Origin of the sequence: Sphingobium sp. SYK-6 (assembly GCF_000283515.1) — a bacterium.
GTDB lineage: Bacteria > Pseudomonadota > Alphaproteobacteria > Sphingomonadales > Sphingomonadaceae > Sphingobium > Sphingobium lignivorans.
In genome coordinates, this window is sequence record NC_015976.1 from 1,466,097 (window position 1) to 1,479,805 (window position 13,709).

General features: G+C 65.9%; 8 protein-coding genes. 1 reads left to right on the forward strand and 7 read right to left on the reverse strand.

Features of this window, described 5'->3' with window-relative positions; all coding sequences use genetic code 11:
* Positions 1–4: 4 nt before the first annotated feature.
* The 6 genes from SLG_RS06645 to SLG_RS06670 all read right to left on the reverse strand — a co-directional run bounded on the left by SLG_RS06645 (position 5) and on the right by SLG_RS06670 (position 9,907).
* Entirely contained in the window at positions 5–1,414 is a 1,410-nt protein-coding gene (locus SLG_RS06645; RefSeq protein WP_014075678.1) for a cell wall hydrolase, read from the reverse strand.
* Between the two features lie 450 nt (positions 1,415–1,864).
* Positions 1,865–2,785 carry a cysteine synthase A gene (gene cysK, locus SLG_RS06650; protein ID WP_014075679.1) on the reverse strand — a complete coding sequence of 307 codons (921 nt, stop codon included), beginning with the start codon at positions 2,783–2,785 and terminating at the stop codon, positions 1,865–1,867.
* Between the two features lie 87 nt (positions 2,786–2,872).
* Positions 2,873–4,231, reverse strand: a complete 1,359-nt coding sequence (locus tag SLG_RS06655) for an MFS transporter (RefSeq protein ID WP_014075680.1) — start codon at positions 4,229–4,231, stop codon at positions 2,873–2,875.
* A gap of 190 nt (positions 4,232–4,421) precedes the next feature.
* Positions 4,422–6,173, reverse strand: a complete 1,752-nt coding sequence (locus SLG_RS06660) for a DUF885 domain-containing protein (protein WP_014075681.1) — start codon at positions 6,171–6,173, stop codon at positions 4,422–4,424.
* Between the two features lie 342 nt (positions 6,174–6,515).
* On the reverse strand, positions 6,516–7,637 hold the full coding sequence (locus SLG_RS06665) for an aspartyl/asparaginyl beta-hydroxylase domain-containing protein (RefSeq protein WP_014075682.1): 1,122 nt from the start codon (positions 7,635–7,637) through the stop codon (positions 6,516–6,518).
* Positions 7,637–9,907 carry an ATP-dependent helicase gene (locus SLG_RS06670; protein ID WP_014075683.1) on the reverse strand — a complete coding sequence of 757 codons (2,271 nt, stop codon included), beginning with the start codon at positions 9,905–9,907 and terminating at the stop codon, positions 7,637–7,639. Before SLG_RS06670 ends, SLG_RS06665 begins: the two co-directional genes overlap by 1 nt.
* Before the next feature lie 202 nt (positions 9,908–10,109).
* Here SLG_RS06670 and SLG_RS21655 point away from each other — a divergent pair, with 202 nt between their 5' ends.
* Complete coding sequence (locus tag SLG_RS21655; RefSeq protein ID WP_041391788.1) at positions 10,110–10,502, forward strand: hypothetical protein; 393 nt, start codon at positions 10,110–10,112, stop codon at positions 10,500–10,502.
* Positions 10,503–10,823: 321 nt separating this feature from the next.
* On the opposite strand, the gene SLG_RS06680 is transcribed toward SLG_RS21655, so the two are convergent.
* Positions 10,824–13,703: a class I SAM-dependent DNA methyltransferase gene (locus SLG_RS06680; protein WP_014075685.1), complete on the reverse strand. Its 2,880-nt coding sequence runs from the start codon at positions 13,701–13,703 to the stop codon at positions 10,824–10,826.
* Between the last annotated feature and the right edge of the window lie 6 nt (positions 13,704–13,709).

Below are 13,709 nucleotides of genomic sequence, written 5' to 3' on the forward strand. Positions count from 1 at the left end.
TGGCCTATCGGCCCCCGATCGCGGCCGGAGCGGGCTCTGCCGTTCCAGCGCCTTTCGGCAGGAAGCGCCTGGCGTCGGCGCGAGGCAGGGGCGCGAGTTCGCCGCTCTGCATGTCCGCGACCGGCCGTGCGCTTTCGGGCAGGCGACTATTGCTCTTGCCGGCGCGGTCATCGGCCAGCAGGCGCGGAGCCTGCGGGATGGGGACACGCCGCGTCATGCACTTGATGCGCGGCGTATCGGGAAACTCGTCGCAATTGTAGAGCATCCGCTCGATCCCGCTGTCCTTCATGCGCAGATAGGAGAAGGACATGGATGTCAGGTTGTTCTCCGCGACCGGGAAGCTGCGCGGCGTGGCGCGCGGATCGGTCCAGGCGAGCAAGCGGCACTGATCGCGCCCGGCGCACAGCTGGGACGCTGCCTGGGCATAACGTGCGGGGTCGCCGCCCTTGTCGATCGTCATGGCGAAGCCATTGCCGTCCGGGTCCATCGCGACGAGCCGGCCCGGGCCGATCCGCTGGCCGATATGTTCCGGCCCGATCGCGAGGGGGCGGGCCGTGTCGTCGATCAACGTGCCGGGCAGCCCGGTGAGGGCGAAGGGGTCCTCCTCGCCACGATGCGCCGGGGAAAGCGCGGCGAGCCGCGCGATCACCGGTTCTGCAGCGATGGCCAGCGCGCGGGCGAAGGCACCGGGCGTTCCCCACCAGCCTTTCCAGCGGAAGAAGAGATGCGTGTCGACGGCGGTGACCTTGTCGAGCGACTTGCTCCAGTAGGGCATCACCCAGTCCGTATGATAATGGGTGCTGTGGCCGACGGGGGCATAGACGTCGCCGGCCAGCATGGCGCCGGCCAGTGCCCGGGCGCGCGTCCAGGCCGCGACCGCGGGCGCTCGCCCCATGGCTCCGTCGCAGGTGAAAGTGAACTGGCAGCCGGTGCTGCGCTCCTGCCCCTGAAAGACGACGCCGCAGACGGTCTTGGGAAAGGCGGGATGGCGCAGGCGATTGAGCACGACCTGTCCCACTGCCCGCTCGCCCGTCGGATCGTCTCCCGCTTCGTAGATCATCGCTGCGGCGAGGCAGTCCACAGCCCGCTCGCGGGCGACCGTGTCCCCGCTGAAATGAAAGGGGCGGGCGGCGGGATTGGGATCGGTGGAGAAGGGGATGGCGGCATTGAGCTTGCGCGCCTCATCCGGTTTCGAGGCATCGAGCACCAGCGGCTCGACGACGGGAACGGGGCTATCGGCGCGGGGCGTGCCGGGGATAGGCGCGCTGACCGCATCCTGCGACCGGCGCGTGCCCGTTCCATTGAAGCCGAACAGGCCGATCGCCATCGCCCCGACAAAGGCAAGGACAAGCGCGGCGGCGAGCCACCGCCGGCCCATTTCAGGCCGCTCAGCAATCATGCCCTGGCTCGTCATGTTTCTTTCCCACGTCAGAGTGGCGCTATCTGTGCCTCCTGCCGCAGTTTGACAAGATGCAAGCGGCGGAGCGAGGCCGGCGCGGGAGCGACAGTCTCATTTCGAGAAACTCCGAGGGCCGGGGGTAAACATCTCCTGCCGGCCCGGTAGTGGCGGGGAGGGAGCGCCGGAGACTCGGCGCTTTCGGAGCGGAACCTCTCCACCTGGCCGGTCTGCTGAACGGTCCCACGCGGCGTGGACAAATCCGAGGCGGCGGCGGCCCAGCATATCTCGTCATGAACGACGTCATCCCGGACTCGATCCGGGATCCAGCTGCCTTGAAGATCGCCGGTCCAGCCGGTTTGAAAAAAGGAGCAGCGGGATCCCGGAGCAAGTCCGGGACGACGAACGAAAATCGCTGAAAACCTCGCTTCTGGTTCCCTCAAAGTCCGGGGAACTGGTCCGCGCCGCCTAGGCCTCCGGGAGGAAATCCGGCACCGAGAGATAGCGCTCGCCGGTATCGTAATTGAAGCCGAGCACTCTGGCGCCGGTCGGGAGCTCCGGCAGCTTCTGGGCGATGGCGGCGAGGGTCGCGCCGGACGAAATGCCGACCAGCAGCCCTTCCTCGCGGGCAGCGCGGCGAGCATAATCCTTGGCATCGTCCGGTGTCACCTGGATGACGCCATCAAGCAGGGCGGTGTGCAGATTGGTGGGGATGAACCCCGCGCCGATGCCCTGAATGGGGTGCGGGCCCGGCGCGCCACCGCTGATGACCGGCGAGAGGGTGGGTTCCACGGCGAAGACCTTCAGTCCCGGCCAGGCCTGCTTGAGCACCTGCGCGCAGCCGGTGATATGGCCGCCGGTGCCGACGCCGGTCACCAGCGCGTCGAGCGGCTCGTCCGCGAAATCGGCAAGGATTTCCTGCGCGGTCGTGTGGACGTGCACGTCGATATTGGCGGGATTCTCGAACTGCTGGGGCATCCAGGCATCCGGCGTTTCCTCGACGATCTGGAGTGCGCGCTCGATCGCGCCCTTCATGCCCTTCTCGCGCGGGGTCAGGTCGAAAGAGGCGCCGTAGGCCAGCATCAGCCGGCGGCGCTCGATGCTCATGCTCTCGGGCATGACGAGGATCAGCTTGTAACCCTTCACCGCCGCCACCATCGCGAGGCCGATGCCGGTGTTGCCGGAGGTGGGCTCCACGATCGTGCCGCCCGGCTTGAGGCTGCCGTCCTTCTCGGCCGCCTCGATCATCGAGAGCGCGATGCGATCCTTGATCGATCCGCCGGGATTGGAGCGTTCCGACTTCACCCAGACCGGCGCGTCGCCGAAAAGCCTGTTGATGCGGATATGAGGTGTGCCGCCGATCGTATCGAGGATGGATGAGACTTTCATGGCCGGTCTCCTGTCAATTTTTCTGCCGAACGAAAATCGGGAAAAGGTTGAGGCTTTGCAAGAGCGCAATGCCGGGTTGTTCCTGCATCATGCCGTTCTTTCGGGGCGTCGGCGGGCCGCGTCGTGCGACGGACGCAGATGTTCTTCCGGTGGATCGAAGGTGCGGGCCCGGCGCAACTCGGGGAAAAGGCGTGACCACCAGAGGGTGATGACGAGAGCGCCCGCGCCGCCGACCAGGACGGCGGCGACCGGGCCGATCAGGGCCGCGAGGAAGCCCGATTCCGCTTCGCCCAGTTCGTTGGAGGCCGAGATGGTCATCAGCGAAACGCTGGAGACCCGGCCGCGCATCTCGTCGGGCGTGTGAAGCTGGATGAGCGACTGGCGCACATAGACCGAGAACATGTCCGCGCTGCCCCATGCCGCCATGGCGAGCAGCGCGACGAGGATCGCGATCTGCTGCGGCATGAAGGCGGTGAGGCCGAAGACGATGGTGGCGATGCCGAAGACGCCCACGGAGATCAGCATCTTCAGGCCGACATTGTGCCGCAGCGGCCGGAAGGAAAAGATCAGTGCCGTGATGCCCGCGCCGACGCCGGGCGCTGCCGCGAGATGGCCGAGGCCCGCCGAGCCGACATGCAGGATATCGCGGGCATAGACGGGCAGCAGCGCCGTTGTGCCGGCCAGCAGGACGGCGAAGAGATCGAGCGTGATGGCACCCAGCACGAGCCGGTTGGTGCGCACATAGACGAGGCCATCCAGCACCTGCCGGAGCGGGTGGCGGTCTCTTTGTGGGGGCGCCTGCGGGACATGGCCGACGATCATCATGCCCACCACCGCGCACAGGAAAAGGCCGGCGCTGGCAAGATAGGCATAATGCGGCTTCATGGCATAGGCATAGCCCGCGACGGCGGGGCCAATGATGCTGGCCGCCTGCCAGGCCATGCTGCTGAAGGCGATGGCGCGGGGCAGCAGATGCTTGGGCACGATATTGGGCGCGAGCGAGCCGATCGCCGGGCCCTGAAAGGCGCGCGCGAAGCCGAGCACCGCGGCAAGGCAGAAGATGAGCGGCAGGCTTATCCAGCCTTCATAGCTGGACAGCGCGAGCACGCCTGCGCAGCAGAGCAGGATGCTGAGCGTCACCATGGCGATGCGGGTGCGCCGGAAATTATCGGCGACGAGGCCGGCAAAGGGCGTCATCACGAAGACGACGCCGAACTGGATGAGGCCGATCAGCCCGAGTTGCGCCGCGGACTGGCCGGGGCTCATGGTCTCCCGCGCGATGTTATAGGCTTGCCAGGCGATGATGAGCGCCATGCCCGTCGCGCCCAGGATGGTGCAGAGCCGCACGACGAGATAGGCCCGGAAGGCAGGGATCTGCAGGGGATGAGACGGTTCGGCCGATCCCCCGGCTGCCTCTGGCTCGCTGCTGGAAGAGGGACTCGCCATGACCGGTTCCTTGGCTCAAGCGATGACCGCGCGCAACGGCGCAAAGCTTGGTGGCGCTAAAGTTTTTGCCTGCTCGACGGATAAGCCGCGGGCCCGGGTACCGGGGCGATGCAGGCCGCCGCGGCATGGAGCCCGGAGACGGGGGAAAGTGATCCCGTCACCTCCCCCGCCGCCAGCGCAGTCCTTCAGGTCAGAAGGCGGCTTTCGCAGCGCCGCCCATCATCTGCTGCCGCACCAGCGGGATCGGCGGTCCGCCAAAGCTCAGGAACTCGTCATGGAAGGCTTTCCACGCCGCACTGCCGCCGCGCGATGCCGTCCAGTCCGCGCGCAGCTTGCGGATCAGCAGCTTGCCCATCGTGTAGTTGAGATAGGCCGGATCATAAGTGCCGCGCGCCGCCTGCTGGCGGGCATTGCCTTCATCCTGATAGCATTCCTCCCGGAACATCTGCTCGGACTGTTCCTGCGTCATGCGGCCCGAATGCAGCCGAATGGCCGACAGATAGCGGCAATTGCGCAGCAGCGCATTGGAGAGCTGGCCGATCTGGGTTTCCGGATCCCCTTCGTTGAGGCCGGCTTCCCACATCATTTCCTCGGTATAATGGGCCCAGCCCTCGGCGAAGGCATAGCCCACGAACACGCGCCCGAAGAGCGACGGTGAGCGGTTGGCATGCAGGAACTGGAGGAAGTGGCCCGGCATCACTTCGTGGATCGAGGTGAAGAGCAGGTCCTTCTTTCCGGGAATGAACGCCTCCTGCACGGCCTTGGGCCATGAGGGATCGGGCGGCGAGATATAGTAGATGGAGGGGATGCCCTTCTCGTACGGCCCCGGGGGATCGATATAGGCGGAGTTCTGCCGGTTATAGGGAGGACTTTCCTCGACCAGCGCCTGCTCCGTCCCCGGGATGCTGACGAGATCATGCTTCTGGACGAAGGCGCGCAGCACCGGGATCTGGCGCCGGGCCTCGGCGACCGGACCGTCGGCCGGCTTGTCCTCGTTCATTTTCTCCATGCAGTCGGCAATGCCCTTGCCAGGTGCGAAGCGGGCGCAGGCGGCTTTCAGCGCATCCTGATTGCGCTTGAGGTCGGCAACGCCGATGGCCTCCAGCTCGGCGAGTGGCGTGTCCACCATCTCGGTCGCTGCCAGCATGCGCGAGAAGCGATCGGCGCCCAAGGCAAAATCCTGCGTGGCAGTGGCGCGGTTGCTTTCCAGCCAGTCGGCCAGCTCCTTCATGGCGCGGGAGGCAGCGCCGGCGGCGGCATCGAACTCCGCCTGCAGGGCGGGGTCATTCACGCTGGCGAAGGCGGCCTTGGCATCGCCCGCATAATAGTCCGCGAAGCCCTGAAAGCCGGCCTTGCCATAATTGATGAAACTCACCGGCATCGGCGTCTTCAGATTGGCGCGGATCTGGGCGGCGGCCGTGGGCACGCGCCGGAAGAAGGCGATCATGGCCTTCATCCGCGTCGGCGCATCGGCATAGTTGCGGGCGATGTAGACATTGGGATCGAGCCCGCCGCCGACATAATAAGCCGGGTTGCGATACGGTTCGCCCGCATCGGTGAGCCAGAACAGCCGGGCACGGGCGACGGCGACCAGATAATCCCGCTCGAACGCCTCCTCCTTGCTCAGCGTGCCGGGCTTGAACGCCTGTGCCTGCGCGATTGACTGTGTCAGGAATGTCTCCTGCCCCTTGAGGCCGGCGGGGCTCCAGTCGGGCAGTTGCCCGTCGAAATCGTGGCGCCCCTGATAGATGGCGAAGGACGGATCATGCTGGAACAGGCTTTCCAGAAACGAATCCCGGAAGCTCGCCCAGTCCGCCGGAGCGGAAACATCGGTCGCAGTGGAAGGCGGCCCGCCGTCGGCAAGCGTGGGTGCGCATGCGCCCAGCGTCAGCGCGGCAAGAGCCGGCGCGAGCATCAGCGCAAGTCTGCGGGTGTGGATCATGAAAACGCCTCCCGTGAGTCTGCCGCCCTGAACGGCGCCGGCAGACTGGCTCGGCGCCCCGGCCTTGTCCAGTGCGCGAGAGAGCGGGAGCGATAAATGCGGAGCGGGGAGGGGAAGGCGGGTGCGGCAGGCAAAAAAAGGCCCGGCGGGAACCCACGCTCCGCCGGGCCTAGTATGAGCACTGGGTTTGGCCAGCGCCCTTCGGGTCGCCAGCCGTGACTAGGAGAAGAAGGTTAACAAGACGCAAAGAAATGTAATCTTTTGCATCGTGAAACAGATTATGCGGGCACGAAAGTGACTCGGCGCGGGCTTGCGAGACTTCGCGGTGGCAATGCGTGTTCCTCAGCCCTGCGAGAGATCCAGCCCCTCGATCGCCGACAGGATGACGGAGACGGCGGCGCGCTCTTCCGCGCTGAGTTCCGGCCGCCAGATGTCGAACAGCAGGACGACGCGCAGGGCGCTGCCCCGGTTCCACGCTTCATGCTCCACGCTGTCGTCGAAGATCAGGAGCTTGCCTTCCTCCCATGCGCGCTGCTCCGAGCCGCAGCGGAAGCCGCAGCCGGGCGGCACGATCAGCGGCAAATGGCAGATGAGCCGCGTGTTGAGCAGGCCGGTATGCGGTTCGATATGCGTGCCCGGCCGCAGCAGCGACCAGATGGCGAGCGGACCGCGTCCGGGAACGCGGGCGAGATCGGGCAGGGTCAGCGCGTCCATGGTGGCCGGGCAGCGTGCGGCATGCTCCGCTACCGGCTCGCCATCGCGCAGGAAATAGAAGGAGCTCCAGCGCGGATCGTCCCGCAGGGGATTGTTCGCCGGGGGGCGCGCGGCACTGGTCTGCACATAAGGCGTGAAGCCCACATCGTCGGCAAGCGCGGCTTCCAGCTCCGCGCGGAGCGCCGGCGTGCGGCTTTCCATCTCCGCCGCCCAGTCGAATTCCTCCCGCTCGTAGAAATAACGCTGCGGCAGACCGGGGAAGTAGAACATGTTGGGCTGCTGGAGATACAGCGTCACCCGGCCGAGCACGAGATCGACGGCATGGCGCACGCGCGGTGAGGCGCTGGCGACGTCCCCGATCCGCGCCTCGAGATGCGTGGAGAAATGATCGCTGTTCTCGGCCACATGGGTGCGTGCGCGCTCAAGCAGGGGATGGAGCGCCGACGGCACAGCGCTGACGCCCGCCTGCGCGAGCGCGGTGCGGAAATAGCTGGTGGCGGCGCGCCGGTCGCCGGCCTTCTGCTGGGCCTCGCCCATGGCGAGCAGGGCCTGCAGCTGACGCGGCTCGCGCGCGAGGATGGACGCCAGCGCCGCGATCTCGCCTTCCACATCGCCCGCACGCGCGCAGGCATGGGCCAGCAGCATCGGCGGGGGATCGGCCATGTCGGCAAGCATGGCGCGCGCTTCCGCCACGCGCCCGGCCCGCAAGGCCTCGACGACGGCGCGCTCGCCCGGCTGCGCCGTTGCCATCAGGCGAGGCTCACGAAGCTGTCGAGCACGCGCTTGGCGCCGGCCTGCTCGAAATCGATCTCCAGCTTGTTGCCCTCGATGGCAGTGACGCGGCCATAGCCGAACTTCTGGTGGAAGATGCGCATGCCCACGCTGATATCATCCCGCCCCTTGTTGCCAAGGCTGACGGCGCTCTGCCGCGCTTCCACGATGCGGGTGGGCTCGCGCGTGAACTGGCCCTGCGCGCGCTGCCAGCCGGGGCCCCGGCCCGAGCCGCGCGCGACATTCGCGAAGGGATCGTCCCGCTCGGACCAGTTGGCGCGCCACAGGCTCGCGCCGCCGCTCATGGTGGTTTCCACGTCCGTCGTCTCCTTCGGCAGCTCGCCGATGAAGCGGGAGGGAATGGAACTGGTCCACTGGCCATAGACGCGCCGGTTGGCGGCATGGAGGATATAGCAGCGCCGCCGGGCCCGCGTGATCGCCACATAGGCAAGGCGCCGCTCTTCCTCCAGCGCCGAGAGCCCGCCCTCGTCCAGCGACCGCTGGGAGGGGAACAGGCCGTCTTCCCATCCGGCCAGGAACACGGTGTCGAATTCGAGCCCCTTGGCGGCATGGATGGTCATGATGGTGACCTTCGCTTCCTCCTGCGCCCCCTCATTGTCCATGACGAGGCTGACATGCTCGAGGAAGGCGCCGAGCGTCTCATAATCCTCCATGGCGCGCGCCAGCTCCTGGAGGTTCTCGAGCCGGCCGGACGCCTCGGTGGAGCGCTCCGCCTGGAGCACCGCGGTATAGCCGCTCTCATCCAGAATCTGCCGGGCGAGGTCGGCATGGTTCATGGTGGTGGCGAGATCGCGCCAGCGGGCAAGATCACCGATGAAGCGGCCGAGCGCCCGGCGCGCCTGCGGCGTCAGCTCGTCGCTATCCACGATCCGCGCCGCGGCGAGGCTCAGCGGCACGCCCTCGGCGCGGGCCAGACGATGGACTTTCTCCACCGCCTTGTCGCCCAGGCCACGCTTGGGCACGTTGACGATCCGCTCGAAAGCGAGATCGTCCGCAGGCTGGTTGACGAGGCGCAGATAAGCGAGCGCATCCCGGATCTCGGCTCGCTCGTAGAAGCGGTAGCCGCCCACGATGCGATAGGGCATGCCGATCTGGATGAACCGATCCTCGAACTCGCGGGTCTGGAACTGCGCGCGCACGAGGATGGCGATGTCATCCGCCCGCACGCCCTGCCGCTCCAGCCCCTCGATCTCGTCGCCGACCCGGCGCGCTTCCTCGGGCCCGTCCCACACGCCGATGACGCGCAGCTTCTCGCCCTCGTCGGCCTGCGTCCACAAGGTCTTGCCGAGCCGGCCGCCATTCTGCGCGATGACCCCGGACGCGGCGGCCAGGATATGCGGTGTCGAGCGGTAATTCTGCTCCAGCCGGATGATCGCCGCGCCGGGGAAATCCCGCTCGAACCGCAGGATGTTCGCCACTTCCGCGCCGCGCCAGCTGTAGATGCTCTGGTCATCGTCGCCCACGCAGCAGATGTTCTTGCGGGTCTGCGCGAGGAGCCGCAGCCAGAGATACTGGCTGGTGTTGGTATCCTGATACTCGTCCACCATGATGTAGCGGAAGCGCTGCTGATACTGCTCCAGCACTTCCCGGTCCGTGCGGAACAGGGTCAGCATGTGCAGCAGCAGATCGCCGAAATCGCAGGCATTGAGCGCGCGCAGCCGATCCTGATAGGCGGCATAGATTTCCGCGCCCTTGCCATTGGCGAAGGCCTCGCTCTCGCCGGCATCGACATCCTTCGGCGTGAAGCCCTTGTTCTTCCACCGGTCGATGAGCGCGGCGAGCGCGCGGGCGGTCCAGCGCTTCTCGTCGATGCCGGCGGCCTGGATGATCTGCTTCATCAGGCGCAGCTGGTCGTCCGTGTCGAGGATGGTGAAATTGCTTTGCAGGCCCACCAGCTCGGCATGGCGGCGAAGCATGCGCGCGCCGATGCTGTGGAAGGTGCCGAGCCAGGGCATGCCCTCCACCGCAGGGCCGATCATCCGCCCGACGCGCTCGCGCATCTCGCGCGCGGCCTTGTTGGTGAAGGTGACGGCGAGGATCTCGGACGGGAAGGCGCGCCGCGTCGCCACCAGATGCGCGAGGCGCGCGGTGAGCGCGGCCGTCTTGCCCGTGCCGGCGCCGGCAAGCACCAGCACCGGACCCTCGGTCGTGAGCACGGCCTCGCGCTGGGGCTCATTGAGCCCTTGCAGATAAGGCGGGTCGGCCGGGGAGGGGGAGGGAACTGTCATCTCAGGTGAACAGCTAGGGAACGAAATGAGTCGGAGCAAGGCTTTCCCCGCATTCCGGGCTCTCCCCAAGCCCCATGTCGCGCCGACGCGACATGCCGCCGCGCGGGCAAGGCGGATGGTGGAACCCCTTGTCTCCACGCGGATTGTCAGGGGTACCCGCATGTCGACCATGAAAAGACATCAATCTGGAAAGGATGCCACCATGCGTTTTCTGACTCTGCTTGCCGGCCTCGGCGCCGCCTCGACGATGGCTCTTGCTGTCCATGCGCAGGATATGCAGTCGGCGCAACCCTCCACCGAGCCGATGACCCAGCAGCCCATGCCTCCGGGCCAGACGCCGCCGCCGCCCGCGGACGGGACGGCACCCATGCCGCCGGCCACCACGCCCACGCCCGACAGCGCCACGCCGCCGCCGCCCCCGCCGCCGCCTTCAGCCTATAATGCGACGCCCAACACGCCCCCGCCGGGCCGGATCGAGATGGCGCCGCCCCAGCCGGTGGAGCAGGCCGCGCCCCAGCCGCCGCAGGAGTATCCCGTCTGCTCGCGCACAGTGAAGGACGGCTGCCGCAATCCGGGCGAGCGCAACCCCGGCTGAGCCGGCGCGAACGACCCGAGCGAACCGCCCGAGCCAACCGATAGCCCGCGGCCGCCGTCCCTTGAGGCGGTCGCGGGTTTTCGCGTAGGCCGGGGGAATTTCCGGACATTCTAGGACAGATAAAAGCGATGCTCGCGCGGGGGAGTAATAGCGGCCGGCGCCTGATCCTGCCTTATTCGTAGCTCCACATAAAATCATTTAAATTCAAAAAGTTAAATAGTAATTTGCAGATGAGGTTGGCATGCGGCAGGAGCGGTCGCGTTGGCCGCCGCTCGCGCTGCGCACCTGACAGCTTGCCGCTCCGCCACAAACGAGGCGCCCTCAGCGCGATTGGGCGGCGGCCCGCTCCTGATTCAGCCGGAACAGCCGGGCGAGTATTTCGTCATCAGTCAGCAGCCCCGCGCGCCAGTCATCACCCCAGCCATAGGCTTCCGCCACTGCCTCATCGAGCGCGGCATGGGCATTGGCCAGCCAGTGCGGGCGGGCATTGTAGAGATTGGTGAGCGTGCGCTTCTTCAGCTCCTTCGCCGCATCCTCATCCCTGGGCACGATGCGGTCGGGATAACCCGGCACCACTTCCGGCACCCGCACGACCAGATCGGCGTGGTTGAGCCAGTTCTCCCGCAGCTCGTTGAGCCGCGCGGCCGCGACGGCGATTTTCTGCGCGCGCGGATCGTCGGCATAGTCGGCGGCGGGAATGTCGGGGGTCAGGCCTTCGGGGAAGGGGAAGGTCTCGAAGGTGGTCGAGGGGGTGTAGCGAGGGCGGTCTTCCAAGGAAGTGCCCATGCGCAGCGACCAGAGTTCGTGAAAGCGCGAGTGGAGGATGCCGAAGCTGGTGTCGTCTTCACGCGTGATGACCACTAAGTTTTTGTCCAACACAACCGTGGTGGGGAGGAATGCAAATACGCGATGCTTCGCGACCTCGGGAGTGACTATGCAGCGCGAAAGACCTAGCAGGCGCATTTTTAGCGTCGGCGCGCGCCTTGCCAATCGCCACCAATCTCGACGCTCGGTTGGGTTGCGACTTTCCTGGCGGGTCGGAAAGACGTGCTGATGAACCCAGTTGAAAGGGGCCTCATAACAGCTTGCATCGATCTCCGACATTTCCCCGAAATTGACGATCCAGCGGTCGTCCCACCGGCGCGTTACATGAAGACCGTTGAACCATGGCGCGACAACGTCCGCATTAGGCTGCCCGTTAGGATTGCCTCGTTCACTGATCCAAGCCCGCGCAATCGCTCCCGGGACATCGAACGCACCTTTTTTGGAGATGCCGTTCGATGCTACCTGCGAGTTTTCGATTAACGAAGTTGCCTCATGTATCGGCGTGTCCGCGGTTAAATCTGCCCTGATCGCAGCTGACGCCATTCCGTTAAGCTTTGGAGCTGCCGTCTTAATAGATTCAAAGCACACCATCGAAACTCGAACCGCCGCTCCTTCAACAGTCCACTCTTCATCGCTCCAAGCATTGAAAATTGCACCATGTTCGACAATAGGTTTCAGAACTTCACGGTTCGCGCCGCCGCGTATAGAGTTGGTCGAAACTAAACCCGCACGTTCCAACTGACCGGCAACAATTTTTGACCAGGCTTTGGCAAACCAATAGCAGACCAGATCGACTCCACCCGGCACTTCGGGCCATGCCTTGCGCAGCGCCCGCGTGTAATCCTCACCAAGCTCGGCGATCATCTTTTTGTTCCCAAGAAACGGCGGATTCCCAATCACCGCGTCCGCCGCCGGCCATTCCGCCCGCGTGCCATCTGCGTTCAGCACCGCATCCCGGCACTCGATCGTCTCCAGCGGACGCAGGATCGGGTTCTTCGCCGCGTCGAAGCCATTGCGGCGCATCCACTGGATTTCGCCGATCCACACCGAGACGCGCGCCAGCTCGGCGGCATAGGGATTGAGCTCGATGCCCAGCACGCATTCCGGCCCGACGCGGGGGAAGCCGCGCGGAAGGCCAAGCGCCTCGGCGTCCAGATTGGCGCGGTGCTCGATATCCTTGATGGCTTTCAGCGCGACATAGAGGAAATTGCCGGACCCGCAGGCGGGATCGAGCACGCGGAAATTGGCCAGTCGCTCGATGAAGGCACTGTGGATCGTCGCTGCCTCATCGAGCAGCTTCTGCGCCCGGCGTTTCTCGGCAGGGGTCAGCAGGCGCTCCGCCGTCCGTTTGGGCGCCTTGTCGATCAGGGCGGTGATCTTCGCTTTGGCCTCGGCCCATTCGGCTTCCAGCGGATCGATGATGACCGGCTTCACGATCATCATGATCTTGTCCCGGTCCGTATAATGCGCGCCGAGCTGGCTGCGCTTGGCCGGGTCCAGCCCGCGCTCGAAGAGAGTGCCGAGGATGGAGGGATCGATCTGGCTCCAGTCGCGCGCCGCCGCGCGCAGCAATTGCTCGATGTCATCCTCGTCCACGGGCAGGACATGATCGTCCGCGAACAGGCCGCCATTGAACCAGTCGATGGACGTGAAGCCCACCTTGCCGCCCTTGTGCGCCATGGCGCCGAACAGGGTCCGGCAATTCTCCGTGAACTCGGCCGGGGCGCGCCGGCTGACCTCCAGCATCTTCGTGAAGAGGAAGTCCGGCAGCAGCGCGGCATCCTCGGCGAACATGCAGAAGACGAGCTGATTGACGAAATGGGCGACCTCATGCGGTTCGTGGCCCCGATCGCGCAGGCGCTGGGCAATGCCGGCAAACTCGCGGGCGGTCTCCTCGGTCAGTTCCTGCCGGGATTTTTCGGGCTTGAAGCTTTCCGGATCGAGGAACACCGCCTTCAGTCGCTCGCGCACCGTGCCGTCGACCAGATCTTCCAGCGCGAACTCGTGGCGCTCCTGCACGCTGTTGGTCCAGTTCGTGCGGATGACGATCCGGCTCATGTCCGAGACGATCAGCAGGGGCGGATTTTCCAGCGCGACCGCATATTGGAGGAGCTGGTTGTAGGCCTTGTCCAAATTGGCGTGGAGGCCCTTATACTCCCAGGCGAAACACCCCTTGCGCCACACGTCTGCCCAGCCTTCGCCGCCGCTCGTCTTGCTCGCGCCCTTCTCGAAGGTGAACCATTCGCCTTTAGGATCGGCAGAGGCCGGATCGGGGATGCCCAGCAAGGCGCACAGATCATTGAAGTGGCTCTGCGACCCGGAGCGCTCCTTCAATTCGGACTGGCGCCATTTCTTGAGGAATTCGTGCGGTGTCATGCTGCC